Annotated in this window: 16 protein-coding genes and 2 tRNA genes; 13 read left to right on the top strand and 5 right to left on the bottom strand. The window is 73.6% G+C overall.

What is annotated here, in order from left to right; genetic code table 11:
- Positions 1-71: 71 nt before the first annotated feature.
- The gene (locus tag ACFYX4_RS05630; RefSeq protein WP_389326237.1) at positions 72-1,544 is read right to left on the bottom strand and encodes a glycoside hydrolase; all 1,473 of its coding nucleotides are present in this window, start codon (positions 1,542-1,544) and stop codon (positions 72-74) included.
- Between the two features lie 264 nt (positions 1,545-1,808).
- Between ACFYX4_RS05630 and ACFYX4_RS05625 the strand changes: the two genes are divergently transcribed.
- The 4 genes from ACFYX4_RS05625 to ACFYX4_RS05610 all read left to right on the top strand — a co-directional run bounded on the left by ACFYX4_RS05625 (position 1,809) and on the right by ACFYX4_RS05610 (position 4,939).
- Positions 1,809-2,642, top strand: a complete 834-nt coding sequence (locus tag ACFYX4_RS05625; protein ID WP_389326765.1) for a class E sortase — start codon at positions 1,809-1,811, stop codon at positions 2,640-2,642.
- 56 nt (positions 2,643-2,698) lie between these two features.
- On the top strand, positions 2,699-3,031 hold the full coding sequence (locus tag ACFYX4_RS05620) for a DUF6412 domain-containing protein (protein WP_389326234.1): 333 nt from the start codon (positions 2,699-2,701) through the stop codon (positions 3,029-3,031).
- A gap of 134 nt (positions 3,032-3,165) precedes the next feature.
- Positions 3,166-3,942, top strand: coding sequence for a YidC/Oxa1 family membrane protein insertase (locus tag ACFYX4_RS05615; RefSeq protein WP_389326231.1), 777 nt, complete (start codon positions 3,166-3,168; stop codon positions 3,940-3,942).
- 139 nt (positions 3,943-4,081) lie between these two features.
- Entirely contained in the window at positions 4,082-4,939 is an 858-nt protein-coding gene (locus tag ACFYX4_RS05610; protein WP_389326228.1) for a fumarylacetoacetate hydrolase family protein, read from the top strand.
- A gap of 105 nt (positions 4,940-5,044) precedes the next feature.
- Here the strand turns inward: ACFYX4_RS05610 and ACFYX4_RS05605 are convergent, their stop codons facing one another.
- Positions 5,045-5,548, bottom strand: a complete 504-nt coding sequence (locus tag ACFYX4_RS05605; RefSeq protein ID WP_389326225.1) for a heme-degrading domain-containing protein — start codon at positions 5,546-5,548, stop codon at positions 5,045-5,047.
- Complete coding sequence (locus ACFYX4_RS05600; protein ID WP_389326222.1) at positions 5,545-6,618, bottom strand: Gfo/Idh/MocA family oxidoreductase; 1,074 nt, start codon at positions 6,616-6,618, stop codon at positions 5,545-5,547. The genes ACFYX4_RS05605 and ACFYX4_RS05600 overlap by 4 nt, the downstream gene beginning before the upstream one ends.
- Positions 6,619-6,817: 199 nt before the next feature.
- On the opposite strand from ACFYX4_RS05600, the gene ACFYX4_RS05595 reads away from it, so the two are divergent.
- The 5 genes from ACFYX4_RS05595 to ACFYX4_RS05575 all read left to right on the top strand — a co-directional run bounded on the left by ACFYX4_RS05595 (position 6,818) and on the right by ACFYX4_RS05575 (position 11,622).
- Positions 6,818-7,954: an ROK family protein gene (locus tag ACFYX4_RS05595; protein WP_389326219.1), complete on the top strand. Its 1,137-nt coding sequence runs from the start codon at positions 6,818-6,820 to the stop codon at positions 7,952-7,954.
- Positions 7,955-8,318: 364 nt separating this feature from the next.
- Entirely contained in the window at positions 8,319-9,266 is a 948-nt protein-coding gene (locus ACFYX4_RS05590) for a hypothetical protein (protein ID WP_389326216.1), read from the top strand.
- Between the two features lie 151 nt (positions 9,267-9,417).
- On the top strand, positions 9,418-10,197 hold the full coding sequence (locus ACFYX4_RS05585; RefSeq protein ID WP_389326213.1) for an HAD-IIA family hydrolase: 780 nt from the start codon (positions 9,418-9,420) through the stop codon (positions 10,195-10,197).
- 151 nt (positions 10,198-10,348) lie between these two features.
- Positions 10,349-10,960, top strand: a complete 612-nt coding sequence (locus tag ACFYX4_RS05580) for a hypothetical protein (RefSeq protein WP_389326210.1) — start codon at positions 10,349-10,351, stop codon at positions 10,958-10,960.
- Complete coding sequence (locus tag ACFYX4_RS05575) at positions 10,957-11,622, top strand: class F sortase (protein ID WP_389326207.1); 666 nt, start codon at positions 10,957-10,959, stop codon at positions 11,620-11,622. Before ACFYX4_RS05580 ends, ACFYX4_RS05575 begins: the two co-directional genes overlap by 4 nt.
- 45 nt (positions 11,623-11,667) lie before the next feature.
- Here the strand turns inward: ACFYX4_RS05575 and ACFYX4_RS05570 are convergent.
- Positions 11,668-11,741: transfer RNA gene (locus tag ACFYX4_RS05570), tRNA-Lys, on the bottom strand.
- A 180-nt stretch (positions 11,742-11,921) separates the two neighbouring features.
- On the opposite strand from ACFYX4_RS05570, the gene ACFYX4_RS05565 reads away from it, so the two are divergent.
- From ACFYX4_RS05565 to ACFYX4_RS05550, 4 genes are all read left to right on the top strand, one after another.
- Entirely contained in the window at positions 11,922-13,358 is a 1,437-nt protein-coding gene (locus tag ACFYX4_RS05565; protein WP_389326204.1) for a peptidoglycan-binding protein, read from the top strand.
- A gap of 107 nt (positions 13,359-13,465) precedes the next feature.
- A complete protein-coding gene (locus ACFYX4_RS05560) occupies positions 13,466-14,638 on the top strand; it encodes an SPFH domain-containing protein (protein WP_389326201.1) in 1,173 nt (390 codons plus the stop codon).
- Between the two features lie 198 nt (positions 14,639-14,836).
- The gene (locus ACFYX4_RS05555; RefSeq protein WP_389326198.1) at positions 14,837-15,442 is read left to right on the top strand and encodes a lytic polysaccharide monooxygenase; all 606 of its coding nucleotides are present in this window, start codon (positions 14,837-14,839) and stop codon (positions 15,440-15,442) included.
- Between the two features lie 45 nt (positions 15,443-15,487).
- Complete coding sequence (locus ACFYX4_RS05550; protein WP_389326195.1) at positions 15,488-17,161, top strand: AMP-binding protein; 1,674 nt, start codon at positions 15,488-15,490, stop codon at positions 17,159-17,161.
- On the opposite strand, the gene ACFYX4_RS05545 is transcribed toward ACFYX4_RS05550, so the two are convergent.
- Positions 17,127-17,200, bottom strand: a tRNA-Lys gene (locus ACFYX4_RS05545). The genes ACFYX4_RS05550 and ACFYX4_RS05545 overlap by 35 nt on opposite strands.
- Positions 17,201-17,255: the final 55 nt, after the last annotated feature.

Here is a 17,255-nt window from a genome sequence, read left to right as displayed (position 1 = left end):
CGTTTCAGCACCCTTCAGCAGCCTTCAGCGGCATTCGGTGATCTGTGGCGTCCCGGCCCGGTCCCTGCCCCCTAGATCGTCACCCCGTCGATCTGCAACGTCTGCACCGACTTCGCCGCGAACGACGCCGCCACCGACTTCCCGCTCAGGTACGTGTTCGCGTACGCCCGGTACTGGTCGCCGCCCGTCGTGACCGTGTTCCAGCGGGGGACCAGGCCGCCCGTGCCGCCGGTCACGGTGGAGAAGCGGGAGAGGTCGAAGGTGAGGGTCTGGGCGGAGGCCGAGGTGTTCACCGCGACGATGACCAGGCGGCGGGCCGTCGGGTCGTAGGCCGCCGCCGCGTAGCTCACGCCCGTGTCGAGGATCCGCATGCCGGGGCGGATATGGCGGCTGAACTGGGCCATGACGTAGTGCTTGGTCTGGATCGTCGTCGGCTGGAGCGTGCCCGCGTCGTACGCGATCATCGCCCAGCCCGCCGACGGATCCATGACTTGCCAATAGCACCAGGCCGTCGGGTGCAGCCAGCGGAAGTCGTAGCAGAGGTTCGACGCCAGGGTCAGGCCGGTGCCGTCGCCGTCGCCGGTCTCCGAGTTCCACAGTTTCTTGCCGGACGTCGTCACCACGTCCGTGTAGAGCAGGTCCCGACGTCCGCCCGAACCCTGGTAGCCGTGCACGTTCACCTGGCTCACCAGGGCCCTCGTCGAGGAGCCGAAGGAGGACCAGGTCGAGCGCGCCGTGTCGTAGTTCGTCTCGTCGGAGGCCGCGATCCGGACGCCGGTCAGGCCCCGCTTGTCCAACTCGCTGCGCATGTAGGGGAGTACGGCCGCCTGCACCGCCGGGTCCAGATGGCAGCCCTCCTGAGTGCCGGTGGCCGTCCACCACGACGACGCCGGCTCGTTGAAGGGGTCGACCGTCGCGAAGTTAACGCCCCAGTTGTTCCTCGCGTACAGGGCCGTCGCCGCCAAGTGGGAGGCGTGCTGGCGGTAGTTCCAGGACTGGAGGTTGTTGCCGCCGTCCGCCGCTCCCGACGGGTTGTGGTTCAGACACATCCACCACATGGGGGAGTTGGCGAACAGCTCGGTGATCGCGCCCCGTTGCGTCGCCTTCTGGAGCATCGTGCGCTGGTTGGCGTCCGCCGTCCAGTCCCAGGCCGAGGAGGCGGGGTCCTCGCTGTTCCAGTCCTGCCAGAAGCCCTCGATCTGCTTGAAGCCGGGGATGTTGGGGGAGACCGCCATCGACGCGCCGCTCACGGTGTTCCCACTGCACGCGCCCAGGTTGTAGCGCGCGATGTTCAGGCCGAGGCCGGGCAGCGTCCTGCCGCCGTACGCCACCGACTTCGTCGTGAAGAACAGGTCGGCGAAGTCGTCCCGGGCCCCGAAGACGTTGGCCCACCAGGCCAGGGAAGTGCCCCAGCCCTCCCAAGTGCCGTACGACGTCGACGGGTTGACGGCGATCGTCGCGTCGGCGTGGGCCGTGCCGGTCGCCAGGGCGCTGCCGAGTACCGCGCCGCCGGTGGCGGCCAGCAGTGTTCTGCGTCGGATCATCTTCGACTTCTCCGCTTCACTCGACCGAGCCGGAACCGGCCGTCCCGAACCGGGCCCGTGACTCGCGGGGGGGATGTGAGTGCGTGCGCGCGTCACGAAGCATCGGGTGCGGCGCGCGGTGTTGTCGAGAGTTCCGACGCCCCTTTCTCAAACCTGTGGAGGAAGGGGTGACGACCGCGTTCCTTCGCGTACGGGGCTGGAGACCTCGCCCCGCTGCCCTTATCTTGCGGGCGGCCGGCCCGTCAGGGAGGGGGCGTGACCCGTATGCGCCGTATGCGGATCTCCGTCGTCGAGCACGGCACCCGGCGGCGACGCGCCCGGCGCCGGCGCGTTCTGTGGACGGGCGCCGAACTCCTCGTCACCGTGGGTGTGTTGGGGCTGCTGCTCGTCGTCCATCAGCTGTGGTGGACCAACCGGGAGGCCCGGGAGGGCGCCGAGCGGAAGGTGGAGGCGCTGGAAAAGGAGTGGGCGGGGGACGGGGGCGGGGGGCGACTTGATTCCGGCCGTGCCGACGGCGACCTCGGCGGTTCCGGCGACCCCGGCGGTTCCGGCGGTTCCAACGACTCCGGCCCGTACGGCGGTTCGGGCGGTTCCGGCGGCTCCAGTGGCGAGGGGGACACCTCATCCTCCGGACGCGACCCCGCCCCCTCCCAGGCCTACGCCGTCCTCACCGTCCCCCGCCTCGGTCTCCGCGTCCCCGTCGCCGAGGGCACCAGCAAGCGGGGCGTTCTCGACAAGGGGTACGCCGGCCACTACTCCGGCACCCAACAGCCCGGCCAGAAAGGCAACTTCGCGCTCGCCGGGCATCGCAACAGTCACGGCGAGCCCTTCCGGTATCTCGACCGGCTGCGGGCCAAGGACACCGTCGAGGTGCGGACGGCGGCCGGGACGTACACGTACGCCGTCGATCTCGTCCTGGCGCAGACCTCGGCACGTGACTCGGGCGTCCTGCGGCCCGTGCCGCGGTCGCTCGTCCATCCCGCCTACGGGTTCAGCCGTCCCGGCCACTACCTCACGCTCACCACCTGCACACCGGAGTACACCTCCCGGTACCGCCTGGTGGTGTGGGCGACGTTGGTGTCGACACGGCTCCCCTGACGCACGCGCGATCAGGTATACAAGTAGGACCGGACGAGACGCGGGGAGGAACGGCTGTGACCAGTGGTCGGCTCAGCCTGCGCCTGCGCCCCGCAGCCACGCTCCTGTTCGTCCTCCTCGGCCTCGCCGTCCTCGACGCCGGCGGACTCGCCGTCACCGTCGCCCTCGCCGCGACGGCCACCGCCGCTACCGCCGCCGCCGGCGCGGCCTTCGCCGTGTGCCGTCTCATCGCCGCCCGGTGCGCGCCCGCCGTGGCGCCCACGCGGGTGCGTACGGCCATCCGCGACCGGGACCGTCGTACGGCCTTCCTGCCGCAACGTGATCCCGACGCCTCCGGGCGGCCCAAGCCCAGGGCGCCCGGTCTCGCCCTCCCGACGGCCGTCGCGTAGGGCACATCCCGGCTGTCGCGGGCTCCGGCTCCGGTCGAGCGCCGCGTACCGCATCCGCTGTGTGACCCCGCGCGGGTCGTCATGCCGACAGCACCTCTTCCGGCACGACGAGACCCCCGGAGGGCTCCTCACCCATGTCCGCACTCCTGACCGCGCTTCCGTCCGCCTTCGTCCACCTCGTCGAGCGGTTCGCCGATCTGCTCGAACCCCTGTTCGACGCCTCGGCGGCGGCCGTTGCGATCGTCCTGTTCACCGCGCTCGTACGACTGCTCGTCCACCCCCTGTCCCGGGCCGCCGCGCGCGGCCAGAAGGCGCGGGCCGCGCTCCAGCCGCGGATCGCCGAACTGCGCGGGAAGCACGCGCGGAACCCGGAGAAGCTCCAGAAGGCGGTACTGGAACTGCACGCCGCCGAGAAGGTGTCGCCGCTGTCGGGCTGTCTGCCCAGCCTGCTCCAGGCGCCCGCCTTCCTCCTCCTCTACTACGTCTTCTCGCACTCCACGATCGGCGGCGAGACGAACGGGCTGCTCACCCAGCGGCTGCTCGACGCGCCCCTCGGCGACCGCTGGACCGACGCCCTCTCCGCCGACGGGATCTTCGGCGGGGCGGGGCTGGTCTATCTCGCGCTGTTCGCCCTCGTCGCGGCCGTCGCCACGTTCAGCTACCGGCAGACGAAGAGGATGATGGCGGACAACCCGGCGATGGCGGCTGCCGCGGAGGGCCTGCCGGGGGCCGGGACCGCCCCCGACTCCGCCGCCGCGACCGCCTCCGCCGTCGCCGCCGTCACCCGGGTCATGCCGTTCCTGTCCTTCTTCACCCTCGTCACCGTGGCCGTCGTCCCGCTGGCCGCCGGGCTGTACCTGGTCACCAGCACGGCGTGGAGCGCGGTGGAGCGGGCGTTCCTCTATCGGTGACCGGTGACGGTCCAGTACGTGAACCGGGTCTTGCGGAGTGGACTGCCGGCTTGGAGGATCGACCAGTCCTCCGATGGCTGCGCCCGTACGGCTGCGCCCGTCGGCGGGCGCGGCCCGCCCATCGAGGGAGACTGTGATCATGAAGCTGCTGCGAGTCGGTCCGGCGGGCGCGGAGCGCCCCGCACTGCTCGACGCCGGGGGCGCCCTGCGGGACCTGTCCGGTGTCGTGGACGACGTCGACGGCGCGCTGCTCGCCGACGACGCGGCGCTCGGCCGGGTCCGGGCCGCCGCCGACGTGGGCGAGCTGCCCGAGCTGGACCCGGCCGGGCTGCGCGTCGGACCGCCGGTCGGGCGGATCGGCAAGATCGTGTGCATCGGGCTGAACTACCACGACCACGCCCGGGAGACCGGGGCCGAGCCGCCCGCCGAGCCCGTCGTCTTCTTCAAGGCGGCGGACACCGTCGTCGGGCCGTACGACACCGTGCTGGTGCCGCGTGGGTCCGCGAAGACCGACTGGGAGGTGGAGCTGGCGGTCGTCATCGGCCGTACGGCCCGCTACCTGGAGTCGGCCGAGGAGGGGCTCGCCCATGCGGCCGGGTACGCGGTGGCGCACGACGTGTCCGAGCGGGAGTTCCAGATCGAGCGGGGCGGGACCTGGGACAAGGGCAAGAACTGCGAGACGTTCAACCCGCTGGGGCCGTGGCTGGTGACGGCCGACGAGGTCGGCGACCCGCAGGAGCTGTCCCTCCGGCTGTGGGTCAACGGGGAGTTGAAGCAGGACGGGACGACGGCCGAGCAGATCTTCCCGGTGGGCGAAGTCGTGCGCTACGTCAGCCAGTTCATGACCCTGTACCCCGGGGACGTCATCAACACGGGGACGCCGGCGGGGGTGGCCCTCGGGCGGCCCGAGCCGAAGCCGTACTTGCGGGCCGGGGATGTGGTGGAGCTGGAGATCGGGGGGTTGGGGCGGCAACGGCAGGAGTTCAAAGACGCGTGACGCTCCGCTGGGGGCGCACATCGGCGCGGGGCGGAGCCGCACGCCGGCACGGGGCGGAGCCGCACACCGGCACAGCCCCCCGCCCCGCCCCGTCCTCCGGCCCCGTCAGCGTCGCTTGCTGAGGAACTCCTCCAGCGCCTCCACCACGAACCGGTGGTCCTGGAGCTGCGGCAGCCCGGAGACCGTGACCGCGCCGATCACGCCCACGCCCTCGACGTTGATCGGGAAGGAGCCGCCGTGGGCCGCGTACTCGTCCGGGTCGAGGCGGGAGGACTCCTCGAACGTCGTGCCCTTGGCCCGGTGCCGGGCGCCCACCAGGTAGGAGGACGCGCCGTAGCGCTCCACCACCCGGCGTTTGCGGGCGATCCAGGCGTCGTTGTCGGGGGCCGAGCCGGGCAGGGCCGCGTGGAAGAGCTGCTGGCCGGCGCGGTGAATGTCGACGGCGACCGGGGCCTGACGTTCCCGGGCCAGCTCCACCAGCAGGGAGCCCAGCGCCCAGGCGTCGTCGTAGGTGAACTGACGGAAGACCAGCCGCCGTTCCTGGGCTTGGAGCTCCTCCAGGGTCGGGGTGATCTCCGGGGTGAACTTCGGGGTGATCTCGTGGGTCACAGCGTCACCGCCACTCCGTCTCGTGCCGAACGGCGGGCCGCCTCCAGGACGTCCAGGGCGGCGGCCGCCTCCAGGGCGGTCACCGGGTTGGGCCCGCCCTCGATCAGTGCCCTGGCCACCGCAGCGTAGTAGGCCGGGTAGTCGCCGGGGAGGGTCGGCACGGGGGTTCCGCCGCCGGTCAGCGGCGACTCGCCGGAGCCGACGCGGCCCCACAGCTCCTCGGGTTCCTCGCCCCAGCCCGCGCCGGGGCGCGCGCCCTCGCGCAGGGCGGCCTCCTGCGGGTCCAGGCCGTACTTCACATAGCCCGCGCGCGAGCCCAGCACCCGGAAACGGGGGCCGAGCTGTGCGGTCGTCGCGGAGACGTAGAGGTGGGAGCGGACGCCGTTCGCGTGCGTGATCGCGATGAACGTGTCGTCGTCCGCCTGCGCGCCCGGCCGGCGCACGTCCGACTCGGCGTAGACGGAGGCGGCGGGGCCGAAGAGGACCAGCGCCTGGTCGACGACGTGACTGCCGAGGTCGTACAGCAGACCTCCGATCTCTGTCGGGTCGCCGGACTCCCGCCAGCCGCCCTTGAGCTGCGGGCGCCAGCGTTCGAAGCGGGACTCGAAGCGCCAGGCGTCGCCCAGCTCGCCCTCGTCCAGGAGCCTGCGCAGGGTCAGGAAGTCGTTGTCCCAGCGGCGGTTCTGGAAGACGGAGAGCAGCAGGCCGCGCTCCTCGGCGAGGGCGGCCAGCTCGCGGGCCTCGGCGGCGGTGCCGGCGACCGGCTTGTCGACGACGACCGGGAGGCCCGCCTTCAGGGCGGCCGTGGCGAGCGGCACGTGCGTCTTGTTCGGGGACGCGACGACGATCAGGTCCAGCTCGTCGGCGCGGGCGAGGAGCTCGTCGGGGGTCGCGGCGACGCGTACGTCCGGGAACCCGGCGCGGGCCTGCTCCTGCCGCTCCGGGTTCGAGGTGGTCACCGTGTCGAGGACGAGGCCCTCGGTAGCGGCGATCAGCGGGGCGTGGAAGACGGAGCCCGCGAGGCCGTAGCCGATCAGGCCTACGCGGAGGGGAGTGCCAGCAGCAGTCATAAGGCCCACTTTGGCAACGCTGTTGCCAAAGTGCAAGCGCGGGGGAGAATGGGGTGTGAGCAGGATGGACGACGGTGAGGGTGAGGGGCGCGGTGGCGGTGACGGGGAGGGGTGTGGTGGCCTTGAGGGCGGGGGTGGCGGGGTGAGGCGGGAGGCCGGTGCTTCCGGTGGGGTGGCCGGGCGGGCGGGGCGGGGAGTCGTGGGGGCGAATCTGCTCGGGGTGCGCAGTCACAACGCCGCGCTCGTGCTCGACCTGCTGCGCACCGCCGGGGCGGACGGCATCAGTCGGCTCGAACTCGCCGAGCGCACCGGGCTCACCCCGCAGGCGGTCAGCAAGATCACCGCGCGGCTGCGGGACGAGGGGTTCGCGGCGGAGGCGGGCCGCCGGGCCTCCACGGGCGGCAAGCCGCGGACCGTCCTGCGGCTGGTGCCCGAGGCCGGGCACGCGGTCGGCGTCCATCTCGACCGCGACGAACTGCGGGTGGTCCTGGCCGACCTCGATGGCGCTGTGGTGGGGGAGCGGTGTGTCCCGCTGGACCTGGGGGCGGGGGCGGAGGCCGTCGTGGGGGCGGTGGTGCGGGAGACGGAGGGGGTGGTGGGTGAGGTGCTGGGCGTCGCTGCGGGGGAGGCTGGGGGTGACTCCGCCGCGCGTGGGGCCGGGCGGGGGGCCGCCGCCCTTCTTGGTGTCGGTGTCGCGCTGCCCGGTCCGCTCGATCATGTCCGCGGAGTGCTGCACCGCGTCACCGGCTTTCCCGAGTGGGACGGCTTCCCCCTGCGGGACGCGCTCGCGCGGCGGCTCGGGGTTCCGGTCGTCGTCGACAAGGACACCAACGCCGCCGCGCTCGGTCTCGCCGTCGGCGGTGAACGCGGCTCCTTCGCCTATCTGCATCTCGGTACGGGCCTCGGCGCGGGGCTGGTGATCGGCGGGAGCGTGCACCGGGGGGCGCGGACGGGGGCCGGCGAGTTCGGTCACCAGGTCATCCAGCTGGACGGGCCGCCCTGCCCCTGCGGGAACCGGGGGTGCGTCGAGGCGTTGTGCCTCGCGGCCATCGGGCGGGGGGACGTGGGGGAGGCGGCTCGGGTGCTGGGTGCTGCCGCGGCGAATCTGGTGGGGCTCCTGGACATCGATCTTCTGCTGCTGGGTGGGCGGACGATCGCGGCTGCGCCGGGGCCCTTTGTGGAGGGGGTCGCCGGGATCCTCGCCGCCCATGCCGAGCGCGAGGGCGCCCCGGAGGGGCCGGTGCCGGTGCGCCTCGCCCCGGGCGGGGCGCGTGGGGTGGCCGAGGGGGCGGCGCAACTGTTGCTCGCGCCTGTGTTCGGGCGGGCGGGCGGCTGAGGGGTGCGGCGGGGGCGGTTGCGGTGGCGCAAGCGGTGTTCGCCCCCGCCGCCCCTACCCTTCCCGTCCCGTACCTGGGGGCTGCGCCCCCAGACCCCCGCTTCGGCCCTGAACGGGCCTCGTCCTCAAGCGCCGGACGGGCTGGGTGGGCCTTCGTACCGGGCCTCGTCCTCAAGCGCCGGACGGGCTGGGTGGGCCTTCGTACCGGGCCTCGCCCTCAAGCGCCGGACGGGCTGGGTGGGCCTCCGCACTGGCCCTCGTCCTCAAGCGCCGGACGGGCTGGGTGGGCCCGCCGAACGAGGGGACTTCGTACCGTCGTGCGGTGCGGCGCGGCCCGGTAGCACCGTCCGTCCGGCTAGGTCATATGTTCATGCGACTGTGCACGCCCGTCCCCCTCTGCCTTGCCGCAGCCGCCGTTCTCCTGTCGGTGCCCTCGGCCGCGTACGCGGCGCCGGGGCCGTCCTGTGCCGGGGCGGACGCCGGTGACTTCCCGCTCACCAGCCGGCTCCACGGCGGCCCCGACTCCTACCGGGCCGGCGGCGGCTACGGCACCTGGTATCTCGACCTCACCAACACCACCCGCCGGACCTGCACCGGAGTCCACCCGGTCGTCGTCCTCGTCGACGCCGAGCGCGCGCTCGAGCCGTCGCAGCCCCGGCTGGAGTTCTACGCCGACGGCGCTCCGCACCCCGTCCGCTTCGAGACCACCGACGAGGACGAACTCGTCGGCGCCCTCATGGACCAGCCCGCCGGTCGAGGCGAAGAGCCCGCCCCCGGCCCCACCCCCTTCCCCGGCTTCACGGTCGCGCCGGGCAAGACCCTCACCGTCAAGCTGCGTCTCGCGCTCACCTCGGACGCCGTGCGGAACGAGGTCACCGCCAACGCGGCGGTCGTCCAGCGGCACGGGGACGACGGCGAGTGGATCGGGCAGTCGAACGACTACCGCTTCACCGTCGAGGGCGAACGCCGGGCCGCCGCCCCGGAGACCACCGCTCCCGGAACCAGCGCCTCCGGGACCAGTTCCTCCGGGTCCCGTGACCCCCACGCCACCTCCCCGGACGCCACCTCGCCGAACGCCAGCGCCTCCCATGCCTCCGCGTCCGCCCGCGCCTCCGCCGGCCCCGCCGCCACGGACAGCGCCGCCGCCGAGCCCGACGCCTCGGCGTCCCCGTCCGCCGGCGGTCTGCCCTCCTTCGCCGACGAGGCCGAGGAACTCGCCCTCACCGGCCTCTCCTCACCCGCCGTCCTCGCCGTCACCGTCTGCCTCATCGCGCTCGGCGCCGCCCTGGTGCAGGCCCGCCGACGCCGCTGAACCGCCGCCGACGTGCAGGTCGTGGCCGACAGCGGGTACCGGCGGATCGACAGGGTCCGGATCACGCCGTGCTGACTAGGCTGGGGGCGTCGGTACGCCGTGGTTCCGGCGCCCCCGCCCCTGCCCGTACGCACGCCAGGAGACGCACCACATGGCAGACCGCAAGCCCATACAGTCGTGGCTCACCGACATGGACGGTGTGCTGATCCACGAGGGCGTTCCCATCCCCGGCGCCGACTCCTTCCTGAAGAAGCTGCGCGAGTCGGGCAAGCCGTTCCTCGTGCTGACCAACAACTCGATCTACACCCCGCGCGACCTGCACGCCCGGCTGCGCCGCATGGGCCTGGACGTGCCGATCGAGAACATCTGGACCTCGGCGCTGGCCACCGCCCAGTTCCTGGACGACCAGCGCCCGGACGGATCGGCGTACGTCATCGGCGAGGCGGGCCTGACCACGGCGCTGCACGACATCGGCTACATCCTCACCGACCACGAGCCCGACTACGTCGTCCTCGGCGAGACCCGCACCTACTCCTTCGAGGCCATGACCAAGGCCGTGCGGCTCATCAACGACGGCGCCCGTTTCATCTGCACCAACCCGGACGAGACCGGCCCCTCCACCGAGGGCCCGCTGCCCGCCACCGGCGCCGTCGCCGCGCTGATCACCAAGGCGACCGGCAAGAAGCCGTACTTCGCGGGCAAGCCGAACCCGCTGATGATGCGCACGGGGCTGAACGCCATCGGCGCCCACTCCGAGACCAGCGCGATGATCGGCGACCGCATGGACACCGACGTGCTGGCCGGCATGGAGGCCGGGATGCAGACGTTCCTGGTGCTCACCGGGCTGACCCGGCCGGACCAGGTCGAGGACTTCCCCTACCGCCCGTCGCAGGTCGTCGACTCGATCGCGGACCTCGTCGAGCGGATCTGACCCGGCGGCCGGATCTGACCCGGCGGCCGGCCGACCGCGGCTGCCGCCGCCCCAGCGCCGTCGTCCTCACCCGTTCGGCGTAGCCGCACCCCCGCTGGAGGTGCGGCGGCCGGTGCCCGGGAGGAGCCTCCAGGTAGCTGGGAGGTTCACGATGAGTTCACTGAAAGTCGCTCTCTGTACCGGGGTCGCCGCCCTCGCCACGGCGTTCGTCCCGACGGCCCACGCGGCGGACGGGGAGGGTGCGGGCGGCGTCTCGGTGACGCCGTCGGCGCCCTCCCTGGGCTCCGAGGTCGCCCTGGAGGTGAGTGGGTGCCGCGGCAGGACGGGCACCGCGGCGTCCGTCGCCTTCGTCTCGGCGGCCCGCCTCGTCGGCTCCGACGGCAGCGTCCTGGCCGGCGAGACCCGGATCCGCACCTCGCTGCGCACCGGCTCCTACGACGTGACGGTCACCTGCGCCGACTTCCGGATCGAGAAGAAGATCGAGATCGTCGCCGGCTCCGCCCGACGGTCCGAGGACACCGGGTCCGGCGACAACCAGGCCGGGTCGGGCGAAAGCCAGGCCGATTCCGCCCCCGCCACCCCCGTCGCCCCCGTCCTCGCGGGCGGCGGCGGCGCGGCTCCGCTCGCCGCCGCCGAGAAGGGCCGGGTCGAGGCGCCCGGCGCCGCCCACGCCGTCACCGGGCTGGTCCTGGCCGGCGCCGCCGCCGTCGCCGTGGCGCTGCGCAGGGCACGGCGGCGTGGTGGACGCAGCGGAGCGGAATGACCGCGGCCGACGGGGAACGCTCCTCCGGGCGTCTCCTGACCGTCCTGGCCTGGGCGTTGCTGCTGCTGGGGCTGTGGCTGTGGGGGCGTGAGGTGAGCGACGTGCGGCCGGGGGAGTCCACGGCCGCGACGGGCGTCGTGGCCGGCGTGGGCCGAGCGGACGTCGGTCCGCTCCCGCCCGCCGCCGAGCCGTTGCGCGGCGCGCTGCCGAGGCGCGTGGACATCCCCGAGCTGGGGGTGCAGGCCCCGGTCGTGGCCCGCGGTCTGGACGCGCGGGGCGCGATCGATCCGCCGCCCTACGACCAGGCGGGCGTCGTCGGCTGGTTCGCGGCCGGCGTGCGTCCCGGCGCAGCGGGCGCCGCGCTGATGGTCGGGCACGTCGACACCGAGACCCGGCCGGCGGTGTTCTACAAGCTGAGCACGCTGGAGGCCGGCGGCACGATCCGGATCGCCCGCGACGACGGGGAGATCGCCGAGTTCACCGTCGACGACGTCGCCGTCGTCCCGCGCGAGCGCTTCGACGCCCGTCAGGCCTACGGCGTCCGTGAGCCGGGCCGTGCCGAGCTGCGGCTGATCACCTGCGGTGGCACCTTCGACCGGGCGACCCGCAGCTACACGGCGAACGTGATCGTGTCGGCGTATCTGACGGGCACGGGGGCGTGAGCAGCGAAAAGGCCCCCCGCTTCCGCGAGGGGCCTTCCCGTGTCGTGCGCCGCCAGGGACTCGAACCCCGGACCCGCTGATTAAGAGTCAGCTGCTCTAACCAACTGAGCTAGCGGCGCCTGCTGACGTCGACAACTCTACAGGATGTGCGCAGGTGCTCCCGACCATGTCCGCACGCGCGCGGAGGGCCCCGCGTACGTCATTCGGACCGTCAGCGGGCGCGACCGCCGGACAGTTGGGAAAGACTGACGAATGTGTACAGTCGCGGACATTTCCATCTGGAGTGTGAGGGGAAGCGCATGGAGACTCCGGTGTTCGAGGAATTCGATCCCGCGAGCGACTGCGACTGCCCCGGATGCGTTCACTGGCGGCGGGTGAGCCCGCGCTCCCTGCCCGCCGGGATCGGCGGTCATCCCGCCGCCCACCGCGCCCTCGTCGTGGCGACCGCGGCCTCCGCGGCGCTCGGCGCGGGGCACGTCGTGCCCGCTCTCGCCGCCCCGCACACCGCCGACCGGCCGGGTGTTCCCGTAGGGGACGGGCCGCAGACCCCTCAGGGGCACAAGGCGCCGCTGCACGGGCCGGGCGGCAAGCCGGCCGTGCCGGCGGACACCGTCAAGGTGCCGGCGACGACCCGGGCGGAGATCATCCGGCGGGCGCAGACCTGGGTGGCGGCGCGGGTGCCGTACAGCATGAGCGCGTTCTGGTCCGACGGGTACCGGCAGGACTGCTCGGGCTATGTCTCGATGGCCTGGGGGTTGACCGGGAACGAGTGGACGGGCAGCCTCCACCAGTTCGCGACGCGCGTCACCAAGGAGGAGCTCCAGCCCGGCGACATGCTGCTGTTCCACAACCCGGCCAACCCGGAGAACGGCTCGCACGTGGTCCTCTTCGGCGGCTGGACGGACAGCACGCACACCTACTACGTCGCCTACGAGCAGACCCGTCCGACCACGCGCCGGCTGGCGACCCCCTACGGGTACTGGACCAACTCCGACCGTTATGTCCCCTACCGCTACAAGGGCGTGACCGCGGGCACGGCGACGCAGGACCTGGTGGGCGGCAAGGCTCCCGTCGCCAACGGCGGGCAGTTCGGCGCGGGCGGCAGCGGGGGCGGCGGCGATTCCGGCGGCTCCGGAGCCGGTGTCGCGGGCGCCGCCGCCTCGGCCCCCGCCTATCCGGGGGGCGGTTACTTCGGTCCCGGCGCGAACAACAAGTTCGTGACCCTGCTCGGTCGGCTCCTCGTCGAGCGCGGGGCCGACCGCTTTTACGCCGCCGGACCGGGCCCGCGCTGGTCGGAGGCCGACCGCAGGGCCACCCAGGCGTTCCAGCTGGCCCAGGGCTGGCGCGGCGCGAACGCCGACGGGCTGCCCGGACCGGGCACCTGGCGGCTGCTGGCCACCGGCACGGGCAAGGACATCCCCGTCGGCGCGGCGGGACCGCCCGCCCCCACCACGTCCGCTGCCACCCCGGGCAGGCCCGCCCCCGCCGCCACCCGGGTCCCCCCCTACCCGGGCCGGGCCATGTTCCGGCCGGGGGCCGACAACGCGTACGTCACCCAGCTCGGCCGGCAGCTCGCGAAGAAAGGGTTCGGCAGGTTCTACGCGACCGGGCCGGGCCCGCGCTGGGGCGACGCCGACCGGCGGGGCGTCGAGGCCTTCCAGCGCGCCCAGGGCTGGCGCGGCGGCGCGGCGGACGGCTACCCGGGGCCGGAGACCTGGCGGCGGCTGTTCTCGTAGGCAGCATCCCCTCGCCGTGCCGCGGGCGGGCGTCCCTTCCCTCGCTGCTCGCGGGCCGGCATCCCTTCACTGTCATGGCGTATCTGGCGCGGAGGCTGGAGGCACGCATGAGCACGACCGACACGACCACTCCCCAGACACCCGAGCCCGAGGGTCCGGTTCCCCGGCCCGTCCGGCTGATCAAGAACGAGGCGACCACCGAGATCCCCGTCCATCTGCTGTTCCGCGACGAGCCCGAGCCGCGGCCGGTGCCCCTCGGCCCCGCCGTGGTGGGCAGCCGGGCCGGCACCGGGGAGCAGCCGAGGTTCCGGGGGACCGGGGAGCAGCCGAGGTACCGGACGGGTGAGCAGCCCCGGTTCCGCAGGCCGGTGCCGGCCCGGGACCGGCCGCTCGCCGAGGTCGATCCCGCGCTGGTGGAGCGGCCCGCCCGGGTGCTGCCCGGGGCGGCGGGGGTGGCCGCCGGCGCGTGCGGCGCGGTCGGGTGTGTGGCGGCCTCCTGGTGGGCGGGGGTCCTGCCGCCGCTGGTGGTGGACGCGCTGCGGCTGCCCGCCTACGCCGGTGCGGGACTCGGCCCCGCGCAGTGGGCGGCGTACGCGGGGGCGGGCGCCCTTGGGCTCTTCGGGTTCGGCGGGCTCGCCCGGGGGCGGACCGGGCGGGCCTGGGTGCTGGGCCTGTTCGGCCGCTACCGGGGGACGGTCCGGCGCACCGGGCTGCTGTGGGTGAACCCGCTGCTGCTGCGCCGCCGGGTCGACGTACGGCTGCGGCACTGGCGCAGCGAGCCGATGCCGGCCGCCGACGGCAACGGGGTCGCGTTGCGGGTGGTGGCGCTCGTGGTGTGGCGGGTGCGGGACACCGCGCGGGCGACGCTGGGCGTCGAGGACCACGAGACGTATCTGCGCGAGTGCGTCGAGGCGGCGATCGCCCGGATCCCGGTGGAGACGCCGGGCGCGGGCCGGGGTTCGGTGGAGGCGGCCGGGGAGGCGCTGACCCGGCGGGTGGCGCGGGACGCGGGCGCGATCGGCCTGGAGGTGTTCTCGGTGCAGCCGGTGCGGGTGGAGTACGCCCCCGAGGTCGCGGCCGCGATGAACCGCCGCCGGATCGCCGCGCTGGACGCCCAGCAGCGCGCGACCGTGCTGACCTCGGTGGTCGACTCGGTGGAGGACACCGTGACCCGGCTGACCATGCGGGGACTGGTGGAGCTCGACGACTACGAGCGCAAGGCGCTGGTGAAGGACCTGACGGTGGCGTTCTGCGCGGGGCGCGGCGAGCAGTCTCCCTGACGGCCCGTTCGTCGATCCTGACGGCCCGTTCGTCGATCCTGACGGCCCTTTCGCCGACCCGGACGGCCTCTTCGTCGACCGGTCGAACAGATGCCGCGATTGGTATGGACATGTTGAACAAACGCCCATAATCTCGAACTTGGTCTAGACCTGCACGCACAGCTCACTGAACTCCCCACGTTCACCAGGAGCGGCAGCATGCGCAAAAAGACCAAGTGGTACGCCGCCGCGCTCGGACTCACCACGGCGGGAGCCCTCGTGCTCACCGCCGGAGGCGCGAGCGGCCACGGCTACACCGATCTCCCCGTCAGCCGGCAGAAGCTCTGCCAGAACGGCTCCGTCACCGACTGCGGCGCCATCCAGTGGGAGCCACAGAGCGTCGAGGGGCCCAAGGGCTTCCCGGCGTCCGGACCGGCCGACGGCCGGATCTGTTCCGGGAACAACACCCGCTTCGCCCAACTCGACGGCCCCCGCACCCCGTCGGGCGCGGCGTGGCCGGCCACCAGGGTGAGCGGCGGGCAGAACTACACGTTCCGCTGGCAGTTCACCGCCATGCACGCCACGACCGACTTCAGGTACTACGTCACCAAGCAGGGCTGGAACCAGAACCACGACCTGGCCCGCTCCGACCTCACCCTCACCCCGTTCCTCACCGTCCCCTACAGCGGCCAGCGTCCGCCGGCCACCCTCTCGCACAGCGGCAGGCTGCCGTCCGGGCTCAGCGGACGTCACGTCGTGGTCGCGGTGTGGACGATCGCGGACACCGCCAACGCCTTCTACGCCTGCTCGGACGTCACGTTCTGATTCGGGCATCCACATCTGACGGTCCGTCAACTACCCTGCGCGGGCATGAAGTCCACGCAGGGTACCGGTGCCGGAACCGTCGCCGAGCTCGTGGCCGCCCGGTGGGGCGACCGCCGGCCGGGGCTGTGGTGCGAGGACCGAGTCCTCACCCACCACGAGGCCGCGGCCGGCGCCGCCGCCCGGGCGGCGCTGCTCGACGACCTGCTGCCGCCCGGCGCGCCGCCGCACGTCGGGGCGCTGCTCGACAACACCCCGGAGTTCCCGCTGTGGCTCGCCGGCGCGGCGCTGGCCGGCGCGGCGGTCGCCGGGATCAACCCCACCCGGCGCGGCCCCGAGCTGGCGCGGGACATCCTGCACACCGAGTGCCGTGTGCTGCTCACCGAGCGGAGCCGGCTGCCGCTCCTCGCCGGCCTGGACCTGCCCGGCGTCCGCGTGCTGGTCACGGACACCGAGGAGTACGAGGCTCTCCTCGCCCCCTACGCCGACGCCCGCCCCGACCCCGCCCGGGCCCGGCCCGCCGACCGGCTGCTCCTCTACTTCACCTCCGGCTCGACCGGCGCGCCCAAGGCCGCCCTGTGCAGCCAGGGCCGGCTGGCCGCCGCCGGCCGCTCGCTGGCCGGGCAGTTCGCGGTGACGGCGGACGACGTCCACTACGTCTGCATGCCGATGTTCCACGGCAACGCCGTGATCGCCGACTGGGCGCCCGCCCTGGCGGCCGGCGCGGGCGTGGCGCTGCGGCGGCGGTTCTCGGCCTCCGGGTTCCTGGCGGACGTACGGCGATACCAGGCCACGTACTTCACCTATGTGGGACGCGCGATCCAGTACGTGCTGGCCACCGAGCCCGGTCCGCACGACCGGGACCACCGGCTGCGGCTCGGCTTCGGCACCGAGGCGGGGGCGGTGGACGCGGCGGCGTTCGAACGGCGGTTCGGGGCGCGGCTGGTGGAGGGGTACGGCTCGTCGGAGGGCGGCGCGGCCGTGCAGTGGTCGCCGGGGACGCCGGCGGGTGCGGTCGGGCGGGCCGGGCCCGGTCTCGTCGTCCTCGATCCGCGGACGGGGGCCGAGTGTCCGCCGGCCCGCTTCGACGCGGCGGGACGGCTGCGCAACGCGGACGAGGCGATCGGCGAGCTGGTGAACCGGGGGCCGAACCCGTTCGAGGGCTACTGGCGCAACCCGGACGCGGAGGCCGAGCGCCGCAGGGGCGCGGACGGCTGGTACTGGACCGGCGACCTCTTCTGCCGTGACGCCGACGGCTACCTCTACTTCGCGGGCCGCACCGACGACCGGCTGCGCGTCGACGGCGAGAACCTGGCCGCCGCGATGATCGAGAACATCCTCGCCCGGTACGAGGGGGCGGTCGCCGTCGCCGTCTACGCGGTGCCGGACCCGGTGACCGGGGACCAGGTGATGGCGACGGTCGCCGGGGAGTTCGAGCCGGAGTCGTTCGCCGCGTTCCTGCGGGCCCAGCCCGATCTGGGGACGAAGATGGCGCCCCGGTTCGTGCGGGTGGTCGAGCACATGCCGGTCACGGCCACGAACAAGATCCACCGGGCCCGGCTCAGGAAGGAGGGCTTCCGCTGCGCCGACCCGGTGTGGTGGCGGCCGCCCGGCGAGCGGGCCTACCGGCGGCTGACCCCGGAGGACGCCGAAGGGCCCCTCGTATCCACGAGAGGCCCTTCACCGGTGCGCCGCCAGGGACTCGAACCCCGGACCCGCTGATTAAGAGTCAGCTGCTCTAACCAACTGAGCTAGCGGCGCATGACTCCCGTCCACCGCTCTCGGCGGCCGACGACGGAGAAAATAATACCTGCTC

Origin of the sequence: Streptomyces sp. NPDC002328 (assembly GCF_042890065.1) — a bacterium.
In the GTDB taxonomy this organism is placed as follows: domain Bacteria; phylum Actinomycetota; class Actinomycetes; order Streptomycetales; family Streptomycetaceae; genus Streptomyces.
Note: the sequence above shows the minus strand (reverse complement) of the source record. Positions and strands in the feature narration are given on the sequence as shown.

Excerpts from the sequence above, each read along its gene's own strand:
- ACFYX4_RS05630 (WP_389326237.1), bottom strand. The coding sequence starts at position 1,544 with ATGATCCGACGCAGAACACTGCTGGCCGCCACCGGCGGCGCGGTACTC.
- ACFYX4_RS05625 (WP_389326765.1), top strand. The coding sequence starts at position 1,809 with ATGCGCCGTATGCGGATCTCCGTCGTCGAGCACGGCACCCGGCGGCGA.
- ACFYX4_RS05615 (WP_389326231.1), top strand. The coding sequence starts at position 3,166 with ATGTCCGCACTCCTGACCGCGCTTCCGTCCGCCTTCGTCCACCTCGTC.
- ACFYX4_RS05610 (WP_389326228.1), top strand. The coding sequence starts at position 4,082 with ATGAAGCTGCTGCGAGTCGGTCCGGCGGGCGCGGAGCGCCCCGCACTG.
- ACFYX4_RS05600 (WP_389326222.1), bottom strand. The coding sequence starts at position 6,618 with ATGACTGCTGCTGGCACTCCCCTCCGCGTAGGCCTGATCGGCTACGGC.
- ACFYX4_RS05590 (WP_389326216.1), top strand. The coding sequence starts at position 8,319 with ATGTTCATGCGACTGTGCACGCCCGTCCCCCTCTGCCTTGCCGCAGCC.
- ACFYX4_RS05585 (WP_389326213.1), top strand. The coding sequence starts at position 9,418 with ATGGCAGACCGCAAGCCCATACAGTCGTGGCTCACCGACATGGACGGT.
- ACFYX4_RS05580 (WP_389326210.1), top strand. The coding sequence starts at position 10,349 with ATGAGTTCACTGAAAGTCGCTCTCTGTACCGGGGTCGCCGCCCTCGCC.
- ACFYX4_RS05575 (WP_389326207.1), top strand. The coding sequence starts at position 10,957 with ATGACCGCGGCCGACGGGGAACGCTCCTCCGGGCGTCTCCTGACCGTC.
- ACFYX4_RS05565 (WP_389326204.1), top strand. The coding sequence starts at position 11,922 with ATGGAGACTCCGGTGTTCGAGGAATTCGATCCCGCGAGCGACTGCGAC.
- ACFYX4_RS05560 (WP_389326201.1), top strand. The coding sequence starts at position 13,466 with ATGAGCACGACCGACACGACCACTCCCCAGACACCCGAGCCCGAGGGT.
- ACFYX4_RS05555 (WP_389326198.1), top strand. The coding sequence starts at position 14,837 with ATGCGCAAAAAGACCAAGTGGTACGCCGCCGCGCTCGGACTCACCACG.
- ACFYX4_RS05550 (WP_389326195.1), top strand. The coding sequence starts at position 15,488 with ATGAAGTCCACGCAGGGTACCGGTGCCGGAACCGTCGCCGAGCTCGTG.